Annotated in this window: 14 protein-coding genes; 5 read left to right on the top strand and 9 right to left on the bottom strand. The window is 65.6% G+C overall.

Annotated elements, in window-relative coordinates:
• The first annotated feature begins 110 nt into the window (after positions 1 to 110).
• Positions 111 to 5,180: a hybrid sensor histidine kinase/response regulator gene (locus ABWW33_RS02670; protein WP_353398552.1), complete on the top strand. Its 5,070-nt coding sequence runs from the start codon at positions 111 to 113 to the stop codon at positions 5,178 to 5,180.
• 106 nt (positions 5,181 to 5,286) lie between these two features.
• Positions 5,287 to 5,541: an NHLP-related RiPP peptide gene (locus ABWW33_RS02665; RefSeq protein ID WP_176650944.1), complete on the top strand. Its 255-nt coding sequence runs from the start codon at positions 5,287 to 5,289 to the stop codon at positions 5,539 to 5,541.
• A gap of 31 nt (positions 5,542 to 5,572) precedes the next feature.
• Here the strand turns inward: ABWW33_RS02665 and ABWW33_RS02660 are convergent, their stop codons facing one another.
• Both ABWW33_RS02660 and ABWW33_RS02655 read right to left on the bottom strand, forming a co-directional pair.
• The gene (locus ABWW33_RS02660) at positions 5,573 to 6,730 is read right to left on the bottom strand and encodes a putative peptide maturation dehydrogenase (RefSeq protein ID WP_353398549.1); all 1,158 of its coding nucleotides are present in this window, start codon (positions 6,728 to 6,730) and stop codon (positions 5,573 to 5,575) included.
• A 52-nt stretch (positions 6,731 to 6,782) separates the two neighbouring features.
• Positions 6,783 to 7,373, bottom strand: coding sequence for a 2'-5' RNA ligase family protein (locus tag ABWW33_RS02655; RefSeq protein ID WP_353398546.1), 591 nt, complete (start codon positions 7,371 to 7,373; stop codon positions 6,783 to 6,785).
• 72 nt (positions 7,374 to 7,445) lie between these two features.
• Between ABWW33_RS02655 and ABWW33_RS02650 the strand changes: the two genes are divergently transcribed.
• Positions 7,446 to 7,829, top strand: coding sequence for a BlaI/MecI/CopY family transcriptional regulator (locus ABWW33_RS02650; protein ID WP_353398543.1), 384 nt, complete (start codon positions 7,446 to 7,448; stop codon positions 7,827 to 7,829).
• On the top strand, positions 7,816 to 9,033 hold the full coding sequence (locus ABWW33_RS02645) for a M56 family metallopeptidase (RefSeq protein WP_353398540.1): 1,218 nt from the start codon (positions 7,816 to 7,818) through the stop codon (positions 9,031 to 9,033). Before ABWW33_RS02650 ends, ABWW33_RS02645 begins: the two co-directional genes overlap by 14 nt.
• Here the strand turns inward: ABWW33_RS02645 and ABWW33_RS02640 are convergent, their stop codons facing one another.
• Genes ABWW33_RS02640 through cyoA form a run of 7 tightly spaced genes read right to left on the bottom strand, consistent with a single transcriptional unit; the run spans position 9,034 to position 15,734 of the window.
• A complete protein-coding gene (locus ABWW33_RS02640) occupies positions 9,034 to 9,576 on the bottom strand; it encodes a response regulator transcription factor (RefSeq protein ID WP_176650949.1) in 543 nt (180 codons plus the stop codon).
• Positions 9,566 to 10,942: an ATP-binding protein gene (locus tag ABWW33_RS02635; protein ID WP_176650950.1), complete on the bottom strand. Its 1,377-nt coding sequence runs from the start codon at positions 10,940 to 10,942 to the stop codon at positions 9,566 to 9,568. Before ABWW33_RS02635 ends, ABWW33_RS02640 begins: the two co-directional genes overlap by 11 nt.
• A complete protein-coding gene (locus tag ABWW33_RS02630) occupies positions 10,943 to 11,719 on the bottom strand; it encodes an SURF1 family protein (RefSeq protein ID WP_353398537.1) in 777 nt (258 codons plus the stop codon).
• Positions 11,716 to 12,117, bottom strand: coding sequence for a cytochrome o ubiquinol oxidase subunit IV (gene cyoD / locus ABWW33_RS02625; RefSeq protein ID WP_353398535.1), 402 nt, complete (start codon positions 12,115 to 12,117; stop codon positions 11,716 to 11,718). Before cyoD ends, ABWW33_RS02630 begins: the two co-directional genes overlap by 4 nt.
• Positions 12,114 to 12,743, bottom strand: coding sequence for a cytochrome o ubiquinol oxidase subunit III (gene cyoC, locus ABWW33_RS02620; protein WP_176650953.1), 630 nt, complete (start codon positions 12,741 to 12,743; stop codon positions 12,114 to 12,116). The genes cyoD and cyoC overlap by 4 nt, the downstream gene beginning before the upstream one ends.
• Positions 12,736 to 14,736 carry a cytochrome o ubiquinol oxidase subunit I gene (gene cyoB, locus ABWW33_RS02615; RefSeq protein WP_176650954.1) on the bottom strand — a complete coding sequence of 667 codons (2,001 nt, stop codon included), beginning with the start codon at positions 14,734 to 14,736 and terminating at the stop codon, positions 12,736 to 12,738. Before cyoB ends, cyoC begins: the two co-directional genes overlap by 8 nt.
• Positions 14,737 to 14,738: 2 nt before the next feature.
• Positions 14,739 to 15,734 carry a ubiquinol oxidase subunit II gene (gene cyoA / locus ABWW33_RS02610; RefSeq protein WP_176650955.1) on the bottom strand — a complete coding sequence of 332 codons (996 nt, stop codon included), beginning with the start codon at positions 15,732 to 15,734 and terminating at the stop codon, positions 14,739 to 14,741.
• A 144-nt stretch (positions 15,735 to 15,878) separates the two neighbouring features.
• On the opposite strand from cyoA, the gene ABWW33_RS02605 reads away from it, so the two are divergent.
• Positions 15,879 to 17,231: an MFS transporter gene (locus tag ABWW33_RS02605; protein WP_176650956.1), complete on the top strand. Its 1,353-nt coding sequence runs from the start codon at positions 15,879 to 15,881 to the stop codon at positions 17,229 to 17,231.
• Positions 17,232 to 17,317 lie beyond the last annotated feature (86 nt).

Here is a 17,317-nt window from a genome sequence, read left to right as displayed (position 1 = left end):
CTTTATCCATTTGTCGATTGTACAAGCACCACGGCGATCCCGTTGCTTTGCATGGACTTTCTGTCGCCGATTCCGTATGCTGGAAGCTACCTTCCGGAGTGCGCCCCGATTTGAACATTCACGCCCTCACACCGCATGTCTGTACAAGCGCCCGGCGCTGGCTGGCGGCCGCGCTGGCGTGCTGGCTGCTCGCTTGCGGTTATGCCGCCGCCAGTCCGGAACGCTGGGGCAAGCTGGCCACGCCGCTGTTCGAGCACCTGGGCCTGGAACAGGGCCTGCCCAATCCCGTCGGCATGGCGCTGGCGCAGGACGGCGACGGCTTTATCTGGATCGGCACCCAGGCCGGCCTGGCGCGCTGGGACGGTTACCATATGCGCAGCTTCCGCCACGATGCCGGCGTCTCCACCTCGCTCCCCGGCGATTTCATCCAGGCCCTGCACGCCGACGCGCGCGGCCGCCTGTGGATAGGCACCGCCGCTTCCGGCCTGGCCATGTTCGACCGGCACAACGAGCACTTCGTCCGTGTCAACGATGAGTTGAGCCGGGGCGCCGTCAGCGCGATCGCCAGCGACGCCAGGGGCAACCTGTGGGTGGGCACGTCGTCCGGCCTCAAATACTACGACGCGATCCAGGGCACGGTGCGGCGCTACACCCACGAGGAATATCCGGGACTGCCCGACAACCAGATCCGCGCGCTGCTGATGGACCGCGCCGGCAATCTGTGGATAGGCTCCGGCACCGGCCTGTCGCGCCTGAAGGCCGGCGCCGAGCCGCTCTCCCCCACCATCGCCACCATCGCCATCGCCGCCGAGGGTCATGGCGGCTGGAGCGACACCGTGATGTCGCTGGGTGAAAACAGCCGCGGCCAGATCGCCTTCGGCACGCTGAAAAGCGGCATCGGCGTGGTCGACGCCGATGCCGACAGCGGCCGCATCGTCGGCATCAAAGGCGTCAGGGATCCCCAGGCCAACATGGTGCTGGCCGTGACGGAGACCGTGCCAGGCACCTGGTGGGCCACCACCTACGGCGGCGGCGTGGTCGAATATATCCCCGCCAGCGGCCAGGGCAGCCGCATCCTGCACCAGCCGGCCGTGTCGTTCAGCCTCAGTAACGACCGCACCGCCGCCCTGCTGCGCGACCGCAGCGGCATGGTGTGGGTGACCACGGAGCGCGGCGTCGACATCTACGATCCGCACAGCGAGAGCATCGATTCCGTTTTTGGCGGCGAAGGCGCGCAGGAGTCGGCCGTCAGCGCGTTGATGAACGACCAGCACGGCCAGGTCTGGATCGCGCTGGCCGACCAGGGCATCGACATCGTGCTCCCCGACGGCAGCCGCCGCGCCGCGCTGCGGCCCGACCCCTCCCAGCCGGAAAGGGCGCTGCCGAACCGCATGGTGCTGGCGCTGGCCGAAGCCGACCCCGGCGAGGCGTGGATCGGCACCCAGCTTGGCCTCTACCGCACTTCCGGCAAGGCGCACAGCGTCAGGCGCGTGGCTCTGCCGCAGGCCAACAACCCGTATCCGCGCATCGGCACCATCCTGCTGCGCAAGGGCGAGCTGTGGCTGGGCACTTTCGAAGGGCTGCTGCGCTACGATCCTGCCGCCGGCACCATTCAGCGCTACGTCCAGGGCCCCGCCGAAAGCGGCGGCCTGACCGACAACCGCATCCACGCCGTCATCACCGACGCCGACGGCACGCTGTGGGTGGCCACCCGCAACGGCTTGAACCGGCTCGATCCGGACACCGGCAAGGTCGAACAGATCCGCGCCAATCCCGGCCTGCCCGGCGCGCTGTCGGAGCCGGTGATCAGTTCCCTGGTGCTCGATACGCGCGGCCGGCTGTGGGTCGGCACCTACGGCGGCGGCATCTGCGTGATGACGGGGCGCGATCCGCGCGGCGTGCCGCAGTTCGAACGCATCGGCATGGCCGACGGGCTGACCGCCGGCACCATCATGTCGCTGCAGGCGGACCCGGTGGGCCGGATCTGGGCCGCCACCTCGGACAGCATCGCCGTGATCGACGCCGGCACGCTCAAGGCGCGCGCGCTGACCCGCGCCGACGGCCTGGCCTTCCGCACCTTCTTCATCGGCGCCAGCACCGTCACGGCGGAACGCGACCTGGTGTTCGGCGCCACCTCCGGCATGGCGGTGGTCTATCCCGGCCGCCTGAACGACTGGGGCTACCGTCCGCCGCTGGTCATCAGCGCGGTGCGGCTGGACCAGCACGTGCTCACGCCGGACCAGCTGGACAACCTGCAGGGACCGACGCTGACGCTGCATCCGCACAACCAGAGCTTCGAGGTGGAGCTGGCGGCGCTGGACTACTCGGCGCCGCAGCGCAACCGCTACGCCTATATGCTGGAAGGCTACGACAGCCAATGGGTGGAGACCGACGCCAGCCGCCGGATCGCCAGCTACAACCGTCTGCCGCCGGGCAGCTATCTGCTGCGCCTGCGCGGCAGCAACCGCGAAGGCTTGTGGAACGCCGCCGAGCTGTCGCTGCGGGTGGTGGTGCTGCCGGCATGGCACCAGACCTGGTGGGCCTATGCCGGCTACTTCCTGGCCGCCTGCGCGCTGACCTGGGCGCTGGTGCGCTGGCGCGTGCGGCAGCTGCACCGCACCGGCATCGCATTGCAGGCGCTGGTGTATTCGCGCACGCAGCACCTGGAAAAACTCAACGCCATCGTCAAGTCGATCAACGAGCAGCTCGATTTCGACGCGCTGCTGCACACCATCCTGCACGAATCGACCGTCATCAAGGGCGTCGATACGGCGCTGGCGCTGGTGCGCGAAGCCGGCACCGAAACCCTGAGCCTGCGCGCGGCCTGGGGCCGCATCGACGCCGCATCCGACGCCTACCGCATCGACCTGCGCCAGGCCGAGCTGCGCTACGCTCCGCCCGACTGCATGATCGCGCCCGACATCTTCGAAGTCCATCACAAGCAATCGCTGCCGGGCGACGTGTGCGCGCTGCTGGCGGTGCGCGTGGTGATCGACGGCCAGGTCGAAGGCTATCTGATTTTCGAAAACTACCAATACCAGGCCAGCTTCGAGGCCAGCGATCTCGATCTGCTGAAGGCACTGAAGGAACCCTTCGTCTCGGCCTACCAGAAGGCGCGCGCGCTGCGCATGATCGAGCAGGCACGCGCCAACGCCGAAGCGGCCACCCGCGCCAAGAGCGAGTTCCTGGCCAATATCAGCCACGAGATCCGCACTCCGATGAACGCCATCCTCGGCTTCGCCGGCCTCGGCACCCATCTCGACCTGCCGCCGCAGCCGCTGGACTACTTCCGCAAGATCGGCCGCGCCGGCCAGAGCCTGCTGGAGATCATCAACGACGTGCTGGACTTCTCCAAGATCGAGTCGGGCAAGCTGGAACTGGAGGCGCTGCCCTTCGACCTGCCCGACACGCTCAACCAGCTGGCCGACCTGTTCTCGTGGCGCGCCGCCGAACGCGGGCTGGAGCTGGTGATCTGGGCCGCGCCGGACGTGCCGTCCAACCTGCTGGGCGATCCGCTGCGCCTGAGCCAGATCCTGGTCAACCTGGTCGGCAACGCGCTCAAGTTCACCGCGCGCGGCCACATCGAGCTGCGCGTGGAGCTGGACAACGCCGACGGCCTCGACCTGATCGACGGCGGCGACGGCCAGATCGGCGTGCGCTTCACCGTCGAGGACAGCGGCCTCGGTATCAGCCAGGAGCAGCAGGAGCGCCTGTTCCAGGCCTTCGCCCAGGCCGACGCCAGCACCACGCGGCTGTACGGCGGCACCGGCCTCGGACTGGCAATCTCGCAGCAACTGGTGCGCAAGATGGGCAGCGTGATCCAGGTCGACAGCGAACCCGGCGTCGGCAGCAGCTTCAGCTTCACCGTGCGGCTGCAGCCCGCCGCAGACCAGAGTCCGCGCCTGCCGTCGCTGCCGTCCGCCGTGCACGGCAAGCGCGTGCTGGTGGTGGACGACAGCGAAGCGGCCCGCCACATGATGCGGATCCAGCTGGCCAGCCTGGGACTGCGTGCGCGCACCGTGGCGTCGGGCGCGGCGGCGCTGGCGGCGCTGCAGCTCGATCAGTACGACCTGCTGATGATGGACGCCGACATGCCGGACATGGACGGCATCGAAACGCTGCGCCGCATCGCGCAGCTCAGTGAGCAAGACAGTGAGCAGAACGGCGGACAGCCGCCGCCGGCGGTGCTGATGGTGACCGCCTATGCGCGCGAGCACAACGCGCAGGCCGCCGAACAAAGCCGCGTCATGCCCTTCCTCGACAAGCCGGCCAATCCCTATCTGCTGCGCACGGCGCTGCTGTCCGCGCTGGGGCTCGATGCCGGCCAGCCGGCCGTCAAGATACCGGCGGCGCCGTCGCTGGCGGTGCAGCGCATCCGCGGTTCGCTGGTGCTGGTGGTGGACGACAATTCGATCAACCAGCAGGTCGCCAGCGAGGTGCTGCAGCGCGCCGGCGTGCGCGTCGAGCTGGCCGGCAGCGGCGCCGAGGCGGTGCGCATGACCGCCGCCGGCGCCTACGACGCGGTGCTGATGGATATCCAGATGCCGGACATGGACGGCTACCAAGCCACCGCCCTGATACGCGAAGACGAAGCCCATGCCCGGCTGCCGATCATCGCGATGACCGCGCATGCGGTGGCCGGCTATCGCGAACGCTGCCTGGCGATGGGGATGAACGACTACGTCACCAAGCCTGTCGATCCCGACACCCTGTATGCGGTGCTGGCCACCTGGGTCGAGCCGCACGCCGAGCGCGCACCGCCGGAGCCGCAGCCGCCGCCGCCCGCGGCGGCAGAACCGGCCAGGCTGCGCGCCGGCATCGACGTCGACGCGGCATTGGCGCGGCTGGGCGGCAACGACCTGCTGTTGTCACGCCTGCTGATCCAGTTCGCCCACGACGCCGGCACCGGTTTGCAACAGATTCAACATGCAATCCACTCCGGCGACTTTGCGGCGGCGGCCGATTTGGTGCATAAAATCCGCGGCGCGGCCGGTAATATTTCGGCAACGGAGTTGTTCGAAGCGGCAAGCACACTGGAGACCGGCCTCAGAGAGCAGCCATCCACCCACCCTGATTTACTGGCTGCTTTCATGCAAGCTTTTGATGTCGTTATGGAAAGCGCGCGCATCGATCTGGCCGAACAAGAATCGGTGGCGGCCGAATTGGTGCAGAGTCCCTAGCAAGACGCTAGGTGCAATAAGGCTTGAGCTTCGGCAATCTTTGGCCTACGATGAACTTGCGTTTTGAACGCGACGTATCCAACCACTACCACACGAAAGGTTAGACATGGCCACGCATTCCCCGCAAGATCTCGATCTGCTGCTGTCCAAACTGTCCGGCGACGACGGCTTCCGAATGAGCTTCCTGAACGATCCGCAAATGGCGCTGGGCACGCTGGGCATCCAGCTCGACGCCGCCAGCATCCCATCGCTGCGCAGCCTGCCGTCGAAAGAAGTGTTCGCCGCCAGCCGCCACGCCATCAAGGGCAAGCTGGAAAACGCCGCCGGCGCGATTCCATTCTTCCTGTCCGGTCAGCGTTGAACGGCCATCGGCCCCGCATGGTAGCGCGGGGTCAAGGCTCGTAACGCATCTCCACCGTATCCTGCGCCCCGGACGCCATTCCGCAGCCGCAGACGGCGACCACCATGTCCTTCAAGGGATCGAGCCCAAACGCCCGCTCGATATCCACCTCGTTCACCGCCGCCGTCACAAAGGCCGGCATCCCCGCTTCGGTCGCCAGTAGATAAAAGGTCTGCGACAGATGGCCCGCATCCAGCAGCAAGGCGCGATACGCCTTGGCGTGATTGCGGTACTTCCAGAAATTGCGCTCCACGCGCGCGGCCAGCACGATCATCATCGGCGCATCGACAAACCAGTCCTGGTCGGCCACCATGCGCATCGCCAGTTCCGCCGTTTGCGCGGTATCCATCGCCGCCAGCGGCTCCAGCGCGTGACGTACCGGATGATAGTGATACAGGCCCGGCGCCACGCCCTCGACGCGCTGCGCCATCACATACACTTCGGTCGGATGCAGGCCGCCGGCAGAGGGACTGAGTTTTTTCAGCACGAAGGCGTCGGGCGCCATTTCGCGCTCGCCCTGCGAGCCGAAGGCGCGCTGCAGCAGGCGCGAGGCGGTGGTCAGGGCCAGCACGGCGGCGCCGTCGAAATTGCGGCCGGTGTAGCGCTGGAACAGCGTGTCGTCCAGCCGCGCGCGTTCGGGCGGCGGCAGCATGATGGCCTGGCCGTCGGCGCAGCGCTCGATCGCCGGACCGGGCGGCGTGCCATATGACACCACGAGTTCTTCGAAGCTGGGGAATTGCATGCCCTTGTCGACCCGCATGTCGCCCCAGCGGCTGAACATATGGGCGGCGGCGGACAAGGGGCGCCAGTGCTGCGAGCGCAGCGTCTCGTCGCGTTCGCGGAAGGCCGCGCCGGTGGCGTCATCGGCGTCATCGCCGATCAGCAGGCCGGCCTGCAACAGCCGCGCCACGTGATCCGCGCCGTGGCGCTCTTCGCAGCCGGCGCGATCCTGCCACAGCGTAAAGCCGATGCCGCCCAGCGCCGCCATCTCCGGCAACGTCACCTCGACCTCCTCGCCCAGGTGCGGCGCCAGCGCGACCCAGCGCATGGTCGCGCCCAGCGCGCCCTCGCCGGCGAACAGCGAGGTCCAGTCGATATCGAGATCCTCGCGGGGTTCCAGGAACAACACAGCGCAACGTCTGATCAGCATGATGGACACTCACCTTGTGGATATCGACAAGGTTAAAGTATCACAAAAAACCTCAGCCTTCGAGCGTCCAGCGCGCCAGCGTGGTGTAGGGAAGGTTTTGGCCTATCTGGCTGTGCACCAGCACCAGTTCGCGCACCGTCCATTCGACCGGCGCGATGGCTTGCGGCTTGACAGTCGCATCGTCGTACAGCAGCGTGATGTGCGCCGTATAGCCGGGTGGATTGCCCGGCAGGCCGGCCTTCAGCAGCGCCTGCGCCAGCTGCTTGTACAGCGCGCCCAGGCCGACCACGCCGTCGACGCCGCTTAGCACGAACGGCCGGTGGCGACTGCGGTTGACGAAGGTTTGCACCATGTCGAAGCGGACGGTGAACGGCGCGGTGGCCGACGCCACCGAAGCGGCGGCCTGCCCCGCCCGCGCAACCAGCGCATCGGGCATGTGCGGAAAGTCGCCGAGGTTGCACAGCGTGGCATGCAGCTTGCCATCGGCAATCGGCTTGCCGCGCAGGCCGTGCTGCTGCTTCAGTTCAGCCGTCAGCGTCTTGATGCGCGCGACGGCGCCGGCGTCCGGCAGCGCCGCGAAAAAGATGCGGTCCGTCAGCTGCGGTTCCGGTTCAAAGCCCGGCAGTAAAGTCTGTTGTGTCATGGACTTAGTATAACGCTTGACGGCATCGATTACACATGTAATCATTTTAGCGATTACAACTGTAAACGAATAATGATGAAAGCTCTACCGCACATCAGCGAGGCAGAATCGATCGTGATGGAGGCGCTGTGGTCGCATAGTCCGCGCAGCGCCGACGAGGTCGCGGCAGCGATCGGACCGGAGCGCGCGTGGCAGGAATCGACCGTCAAGACGTTGCTGAACCGGCTGCTGCGCAAACACGCCGTCAAGGTTGTGAAGGATGGACGGCGTTACCTGTATTCGGCGGCCATGACCCGCGAGCAGTGGTTGCACAGCGAAAGCAAGGGCTTTCTCGACAGGCTGTTCGACGGGCGGGTCGCGCCGCTGGTCGCGCATTTCAGCCGCCATCGCAAGCTGAGCAAGGCCGATATCGCGGAACTCAAGCGGCTGATTGGGGAGCTTGATGACGACAAATGAGTTGTCGCCGCTGCTCGCCGCACTGGGCCGCTCCACCGTTGCGGCCAGCCTGGCCGTGCTTGTCGTCATGGCGATGCGACGGCCTTTGCGCGGTCTGGCGGGCGCCGGCACCGCCTATGCGCTCTGGCTTGTCGTGCCCTTGTGCGCGCTGGCCACGTTGCTGCCGACGCCAGCCACCGTCGCCGTGTACGCGCCAGTGTCCATCCTGCCGGCGCTGGGCCAGGCGGCCGCGCCGGTGATTGCCGCCGGCGCGCGGCCGTTTACCGTCCCGGCGCTACTGTTCATCTGGCTATCCGGCGCGATTGCCGCCGCCATGCGACAGGCCAGTCTGCAGCTCCGCTTTGCGCGCGGGATCGGCCGCCTGAGTCTTCGCAACGACGGCGCCTACACCGGCCAAGGCTGCACCGGACCGGCGCTGGTCGGCATACTGCGCCCGCTGGTGGTGGTGCCGGCCGATTTCGATCGCCGCTATTCGGCGACGGAGCGGGAATTAATCCTGGCGCACGAGCGTGCCCACGCGCGCAGGCACGACCCGCTGGCCAACGCCGCATGCGCGGCGCTGCAATGCCTTTGGTGGTTCAATCCGCTGATACACCTGGGGGCACGCCTGATGCGCATCGACCAGGAGTTGGCGTGCGATGCCGACGTAGTGCGCAGCCATCCCCGCTCCCGCCGCGCCTACGCCGGCGCGATGATGAAGTCACAGCTGGCGGCGGACAGCTTTCCGCTGGCATGTCAATGGCAGTCCAACCATCCACTGAAAGAGAGAGTCATGAACCTGAATCGCCGCACCACCTTCGCCGCTCGCGCGACTGGCCGCATTCTGCTCGCCGCCGTCATGATAGGCGCCAGCTACGCGTCATGGGCCGCGCAGCAACAAGCGTCCGCAAGCCAGCTCTATAACATCGCGCTGAAACTGAATGCCGACGGATTGGACATTTCGCCCCGCCTGCTCGTCCATGCAGGCGAGAAGGCGGCGCTCGCCGTCGGCGAGGGCGCGCAACAATGGAAAGCGAGTTTTCTGGTCACCGCGCAGAAGCCGGGCACGGTGTACGTCGCCACAACCACCGTCCACGGCGGGGAACAGGTCGGCCAGCATGGCTTGCTCGTCGCACTTGGCGATCAGGCCGGGATCAAGGTCGCCACCGACAACGGTGGTGCGCTGGAGATGAAAATCGTCGTCACCGAGGCACCGGCCAAGTAGTTATTTGACGCGCTGCTTTTCCAGCTTGCGCGCAAGCGTGCGGCGGTGCATGCCGAGGCGGCGCGCGGCTTCGGAGATGTTGAAATCGGTCTCGGCCAGCACCGCGTGGATGTGCTCCCACTCCAGCGTCTTGACCGAGGTGGTGCGGTTGCTCAGTTCGAGGCCGGCCGCGCCGGCCACGTGCTCGAAGGCGGCTTCGATGTCGTCGGTGTTCGACGGCTTGGCCAGGTACTGGCAGGCGCCCAGCTTGATCGCTTCCACCGCCGTGTTGATGCTGGCGAAACCGGTCAGCACCACGATCAGCATCTCGGCATCGTGCTGGTGCAGCATCTGCACGCAGGCCAGTCCGGAGGAATTGCCCTTCAACTTCAGGTCCACCACCGCGTAGCCCGGCGCATTGTCGACCAGCAGCGCGCTGGCTTCGTCCACGTTCTCGGCCAGCAGCACCCTATAGCCGCGCCGCTCGAACGAGCGGCTCAAGGTGCGCGCGAAGGCGGCGTCGTCCTCGACCAGCAGCAACACGCGTTCTTCTTCAGTAGTCATATTGATTCGATTCCGGTTTGATTTCGATCTCGGACAGCGGCAGCGTCAGGCGCACCTGCGCCCCGCCCTGCGGCCGGTTCGACGCCGTGACCGCGCCGCCCAGCGTGCGCGCGACGTTCACGACCAGGAACAGGCCCAATCCCCCGCCCGGCCGGCCCTTGCTTGAGTTGTATGGCTTGCCCAGCTGCGCCAGGATGTCCGGCGCGAAGCCGGGACCGGCGTCCGTCACCTGCAGCACCAGCGCACCCTCTTCCACGCCGGCCTCCATGCGCAGCCAGTGCGGCGACGCCTCCAGCGCGTTGTCGAGCACATTGCAGATCATCTGCTTCAGCGTCGAATCGGATACCACCGGATGATCCGGCGCGATGCGGTTCTCGAATTCGAATTCCACCACCGGCCGGCCGACGCGCCATTCCGCCACCAGGTCGGCCAGGAAGGTGTTGACGGTGGTGGCGGCCGACGATTCGCCGCGCGTCTCGCCGGCCGACAGCAAAATGCCGCTGACGATGGATTTGCAGCGCTTGAGCTGCGTCTGCATCTCGCCGATCTCCTCCAGCAGCACCGGGTTGCCTTTGAACTCAGGCATGTGCTGCCAGTCGCCCAGGATCACCGCCAGCGTGGCCAGCGGCGTGCCCAGTTCGTGCGCCGCGCCCGACGCCAGCAATCCCATACGGACGATGTGGTCCTCCTCGGCGGCGCGCTGGCGCAGATCGGCCAGCTTGGTCGCCGTCACCCGCATATTGCGCGTGATGCGGGTGATGAAGATGACCAGCAGCGCCGCATCAAGCACGAAGCAGATCAGCATCCCCTGCACGTACAGGCTGAAGATGCCGCGCGAATGGTCCAGCGGCAGCGGCAGCGGTTCCGAGAACAGCGCCAGCCCGGCGATGCAGGTGCCGGTGACGCCGACGATGGTCCAGGTCGACCATGCCTCCAGCAGCACCGCACCCAGGATCACATGCAGCAGGTATAAGAATACAAAGGGATTGCTGGCGCCGCCGCTCAGGTACAGCTGCGCCGTCAGGCTGGCGACATCCACCGTCAGCGCCAGCAGCAACTCGCTGTTGGAGACCACCTGGTTTTCCTGCCAGCGCAGCGTGCTGGCGATGTTGAAGGCGATCAGGCAGGCCAGCACGTCGAGCATGGCGGGCAGCGGCAGCCGCACGTCGAAGATCATCGTCACGGCGAAGATGGTGGTGATCTGGCCGACCACCGCGATCCAGCGCAGCTGGATCAGTTGCTGCATGTTCTTGTGGCCGGCCGCGTGGGAGATGGTGTTGGCGTGGGCATTCACCGCCGCCAGCGGCTCGATGACCGGCGCGTTGGGCCGCCCCCGGTCGTACGGATTGTCGTTTTTCCTGGCCATTTACGCTTCAGCTGTCTGTGATCGGCGTCCGTCGCGGACGACCCATGCGGCAGCGCCGGCGATCATCAGCGCCAGCGCGTACCAGGTGACAGCATAAACCAAATGGTTGTTGGGGAAGGAAACCACGGTCAGGCCGCCCAGCGGCCCGCCCTCGGCGGCGGCCGCACCCGCATCGGCGTCGACGAAGTACGGCGCCACGGCCGGCAGTCCGCGCGCGCGGGCGATGGCCTGCACGTCGCGGGTGTACCAGTAGTTGCGGGCCGGCTCGTTCTGGCGCAGGCGGCCGGAGACTTCGTTCAGGCGCATCAAGCCGGTGACGGTGACGGGATCGCCGCCGGCGGCGCACGGATTGGCCGCGGCGGCCGGCGGCGCGGGCTGCGGCGCCCAGCCGCCGGAGCCGGCGCGGATAAAGCCGCGGTTGACCATGACGATGCCGCCGTCGTCGCGGCACAAAGGCGTCAGCACCCAGTAGCCGATGCCGCGGTCCAGCGACGCCAGCACCTGCGTGTCCGAGCCGCGCAGGTAGAAACCGCTGAGCTTAACGCGGCGATAATCGTCCGCCTCGGCGCTCAGCTGCGGCCATAGCGCCGCGCCGGGCGCCTCCACCGGCGCCGCGTGCACGCGCTGTTCGACGCGCTCGATCAGCGCCAGCTTCCACTGCAGGCGGAACAACTGCCACGTCCCCAAAGCAAAAAACCCTGCAAGCATCAACCCGGCCGCGATGGCCAGGCTGACGCGCAGGGCGCGGGAACGTGGGCGCTGCGCGCCTGTTGTCATTGCATGTCGCGCATGTTGTGCACGTCCGTACCCATGGACGGCATCATGTTGACGTTCATGTGGTACATGACCCAGATCGAACCGGCCAGCACGATGACCAGCAGCACCAGCGTGAACATCGTCGCCAGCAGCGACCAGCCGCCTTCGATCTTGCCGTTCATGTGCAGGAAGTACACCATGTGCACCACTACTTGAACCGCGGCGAAGCCGAGGATGACGGCGGCGGTGGTGCTCGACTTGTCGAACACCTTGTGCATCACCAGCCAGAACGGGATCGCGGTCAGGATCACCGACAGCACGAAGCCGATCGCGTAATCCTTCAGGCTGCCGTGGGCGCCTTGTTCGTGACCATGGCCATGGTCGTCGTGGCCGTGGTGGTCGTGATTGTGTGCGCTCATGGCAGGACTCCCATCAGGTAGACAAAGGTAAACACGCCGATCCAGATCACGTCCAGGAAGTGCCAGAACATCGATAGGCACATCAGGCGGCGGTTGTTTTCAGGCGTCAGGCCGTGCTTGGCCAGCTGACACACCAGCGTGACCAGCCAGATCGAGCCGAAGGTCACGTGCAGGCCGTGGGTGCCGACCAGCGCGAAGAACGAGGTCAGGAACGCGCTGCGCTGCGGACCGGCGCCTTCGTGGATCAGGTGAACGAATTCGTCCAGCTCCAGGTACAGGAAGGCCAGGCCGAACAGGCCGGTGACCAGCAGCCAGCCGATGGTCGCCTTCACGTTCTTGCGCTGCGAGGCGATCATCGCGAAGCCGTAGGTGATCGACGACATCAGCAGGAAGCCGGTGTTGATCGCCACGGTCGGCAGGTCGAACAGCTCGGCGCCGGTCGGGCCGCCGGCGTAGTTGCGGCCCAGGACCGCGTAGGCGGCGAACAGGCCGGCGAACAGCAGGCAGTCGCTCATCAGGTAGAGCCAGAAGCCCAGCAGCGTGCCGTTCTCCGGGTGGTGTTCGCGCACGTAGTAGCGTGCGCTCGGGTCGGCGCTCACGGCGCCGTTAGCGATAGTTTCAGACATGGGCTTCCAGCAAACGAGTATGCGCTTCTTCGGTGCGGACGACTTCTTCCGCAGGGATGTAGTAATCGCGCTTGTAGTTAAAGGTGTGCGTGATGATGGCGGCCATCATGGCGATGAACGACAGGCCGGCCGGGATCCACATCTGCCAGATCATGCAGAAGCCCAGCGCGAACGACAGCGCCGAGATGATGAAGCCGGCGGCGGTGTTCTTCGGCATGTGGATGGACACGAAACCGCTGGTCGGACGCTGATAGTGGTTGGCTTTCATGTCGGCCCAGGTATCGCTCTCGTGCACCACGGGCGTGAAGGCGAAGTTGTAGTCCGGCGGTGGCGACGAGGTGGCCCACTCCAGCGTGCGGCCGCCCCATGGGTCGCCGGTGACGTCGCGCAGCTTCTCGCGGTTCTTCCAGCTGACGTAGAACTGCACCAGCATGGCGCCGATGCCGGCGGCGATGATCAGCGCGCCGATGGCGGCGATGACGAACCATTTTTGCAGCGACGGATCGTCGAAGTGGTTCATGCGGCGGGTCACGCCCATGAAGCCCATCACGTACAGCGGCGTGAAGGCGACCCAGAAGCCCACCAGCCAGCACCAGAACGAGACCTTGCCCCAGAACTCGTCGAGCTTGAAGCCGAAGGCCTTGGGGAACCAGTAGTTCAAGCCGGCGAAGCAGCCGAACACCACGCCGCCGATGATGACGTTGTGGAAGTGGGCGATCAGGAACAGCGAATTGTGCAGCACGAAGTCGGCCGGTGGAACTGCCAGCATCACGCCGGTCATGCCGCCGATGGTGAAGGTCAGCATGAAGCCGACGGTCCACAGCATGGGCACGTCGAAACGCACGCGGCCCTTGTACATGGTGAACAGCCAGTTGAAGATCTTGGCGCCGGTCGGGATCGAGATGATCATCGTCGTGATGCCGAAGAACGAGTTCACCGACGCGCCCGAGCCCATGGTGAAGAAGTGGTGCAGCCAGACCAGGTAGGACAGGATGGTGATCACGATGGTGGCATACACCATCGAGGTGTAGCCGAACAGCCGCTTGGACGAGAACGTCGAGACGATCTCCGAGAACACGCCGAACACCGGCAGCACCAGGATGTAGACCTCGGGGTGGCCCCAGATCCAGATCAGGTTGACGTACAACATCGGGTTGCCGCCGAGGTCGTTGGTGAAGAAGTTGGTGCCGACCATGCGGTCCAGCGACAGCATCGCCAGCGTGATGGTCAGGATCGGGAAGGTGGCGACGATCAGCGCGTTGGTGCACAGCGCGGTCCAGGTAAAGACCGGCATTTTCATCATGCTCATGCCCGGCGCCCGCATCTTGACGATGGTGGCGATCAGGTTGACGCCCGATAGCGTGGTCCCCACCCCGGCCACCTGCAACGACCAGATGTAGTAGTCGACCCCGACGTCCGGCGAGGCGGCGATGCCCGACAGCGGCGGGAACGCCAGCCAGCCGGTGCGGCCGAATTCGCCGACGAACAGCGACACCATGGTCAGCATCGCGCCGAAGGTGGTCATCCAGAACGAGAAGTTGTTCAGGAACGGGAACGACACGTCGCGCGCGCCGATCTGCAGCGGCACCACGTAGTTCATCAGGCCGGTCACCAGCGGCATCGCCACGAAGAAGATCATGATCGTGCCGTGGGCCGTGAAGATCTGGTCGTAGTGGTGCGGCGGCAGCACGCCGGCGTTGTCGCCGAAGGCGATGGCCTGCTGCATGCGCATCATCAGCGCGTCGGCGAAGCCGCGCAGCAGCATGACGATGGCCAGCACCATGTACATGATGCCGATCTTCTTGTGGTCGATGGAGGTGATCCAGTCGCGCCACAGCGGGCCCCACAGGCGGAATTTGAACATGGCGGCCAGCAGCGCGAGGCCGCCGATCGCCACCATGGCGAAGGTGCCGATCAGGATGGGCTCGTGGTATGGAATTGCTTCCAGCGACAGCCGCCCAAAGATCAGTTTGGTCAGGTTGAGATCAGACATGGTCATTCTTTACGGAGTGGTTGGGGCGTGGCGGCGGCGACTTTCGGCGTGCACACGTCTTTCGGCAATTCTTTCGCGGCGGCGGCAGCCTGCATGCGCATGGCGTCCTGCTCCATCTGCGCGTTGATGCAGACCGAGCCTTCGGCCACGCAGCGGTTCAGCACCAGGTCGTACAGGCCCTTGTCGACGCTGCCGAAGTGCATGATCGGATGCTTGATGGTCGGCTTGTCCAGCGCGCTGAACTCTGCGCGGGTCAGCGCGCCGCCGGCGCGGGTCTTCTCGACCCAGCTGTCGAAGTCGGCCTGGCTGACGCCGTGGTACTTGAACTTCATGTCCGAGAAGCCGGCGCCGCTGTAGTTCGACGAGAAGCCGTCATACACGCCGACCTTGTTCATCACCGCGTTCAGCTGCGTTTCCATGCCTGGCATGGTGTAGACCATGCCGGCCAGCGCGGGGATGTAGAACGCGTTCATCACCGACGACGACGTCATGTGGAAGCGCACCGGCACGTCGATCGGGGTCACCAGCTCGTTGACGGTGGCGATGCCCTGCTCCGGGTAGATGAACATCCATTTCCAGTCCATCGCCACGACCTGCACTTCCAGCGGCTTGACGCCGGCGGCCACGGGACGGTTCTCGTCGATGCGGCTCAGCGGACGGTACGGGTCCAGCAGGTGGGTGTAGATCCAGGTGATCAGGCCCAGCACGATGACGATCAGCAGCGGCGCGCCCCAGATCAGCAGTTCGAGCTTGGTCGAGTGATCCCAGTTCGGTTTGTATTCGGCGGCGGTATTGGACTTGCGGTAGCGCCAGGCGAACAAACAGATCAAGAACATAACGGGAACGATAATCAACAGCATCAGCAAGGTTGACACAACAACAAGGTGTGCCTGCTGGGCTGCGATATCCCCGGACGGGTTCAGCACGACCGTATTGCAGCCGGCAAGCCACAACAGCGGTGCGAGGAACAGTCCACGACGAGCGATAGGAGGAATCATGCGGTAATGTACGTTACAGAATATGGATAACATGGTACTGTACCAATCACGGAATGTTCTTGCCATTGGACACTTTGTCCTAGGGTGGCCAGGGCATGACCGTGATAACAATATCAACGTAACAGAGACACAGAGACAGAGATTATGGCCACTACGACTACACCAAACGGCGTCCATGTTGGCGCCCAAGAACCATCTCAGGCCGGTAACGATGCACGCAACATCAATACCCGGGACGACGAACATATTTCCCCCGGCGAAATAGCGGTAGGCGTGGTCATCGGCCGCGCTTCCGAGTATTTCGATTTCTTTGTCTACGCAATTGCTTCCGTACTGGTGTTCCCTTCGCTGCTGTTCCCGTTCGACGGGCGGCTGGAAGGTACTTTGTACGCGTTCACCATCTTTTCATTTGCCTTTATTGCAAGGCCCATCGGCACCGTCATTTCGATGGCCGTGCAGCGCCGCTACGGGCGCGAAGCCAAGCTGACCGGGGCGCTGCTGCTGCTGGGATCGACCACGGCCGGGATTGCTTTCCTGCCATCATATGCCGACAACGGCTTCAACTCCATCATTATCCTGTCGGCGTTGCGCATCGGCCAGGGCCTGGCGCTGGGCGGCTCGTGGGACGGCCTGCCGTCGCTGCTGGCGCTGAACGCGCCTGAAAACAAGCGCGGCTGGTACGCGATGCTGGGCCAGCTGGGCGCGCCGACCGGCTTCTTCATCGCCGCCGGCCTGTTCTGGTACCTGATCGGCAACCTGAACGACCTGGACTTCATGGACTGGGGCTGGCGCTATCCGTTCTACGTGGCCTTCGCCATCAACGTGGTGGCGCTGTTCGCCCGCCTGCGCCTGACCTCCACCAGCGAATATGCGAAGCTGCTGGAAGAGCGCGAACTGCAGCCGACCAGCGTGGTCGAGATGGCCAGCTCGCAGGGCCGCAACCTGATCATCGGCGCCCTCGCCGCCCTGGCCAGCTATGCGCTGTTCCACCTGGTGACGGTGTTCCCGCTGTCGTGGATCACGATCTACTCGCCGCGTTCGATCACCGGCTTCCTCGGCACGCAAATGGTGGGCGTGGTGCTGATGGCCGTGGGCGTGGTCGCCTCCGGCCTGATCGCCGACCGCATCGGCCGCCGCCGCACGCTGGGCTCGCTGGCCATCCTGATCGCGGTGTTCAGCGGCTTCGTGCCGATGCTGCTCAACGGCGGCGAGGCTGCGCAGGACACCTTCATCATGCTGGGCTTCGCCTTGCTGGGCTTGTCGTACGGCCAGGCCGCCGGCGCGGTGACCGCCAACTTCCCGGCGCAGTACCGCTACACCGGCGCGGCCTTCACGTCCGACCTGGCGTGGCTGGTGGGCGCGGGCTTCGCGCCGCTGGTGGCGCTGGGCGTGTCGTCGCAGTTCGGCCTGGCGTATGTCGGCCTGTACCTGCTGTCGGGCGCGGTTTGCTCGCTGGCGGCGCTGAGCCTGAACCGCGCGCTGGACATTCGCAACTAAATTTGCGACCAATGTAGCACCGGCCCGGCGGCGCTGTCCGCCGGGCTTGCATCTCTGCTAATATTCCGCACTTCCCTCTCGCGGAG

It is taken from the genome of Duganella hordei (genome assembly GCF_040369125.1).
In the GTDB taxonomy this organism is placed as follows: domain Bacteria; phylum Pseudomonadota; class Gammaproteobacteria; order Burkholderiales; family Burkholderiaceae_D; genus Rugamonas; species Rugamonas hordei.
The sequence above is the reverse complement of the archived record's forward strand: the minus strand, read 5'-3'. Positions and strand labels throughout refer to the sequence as shown.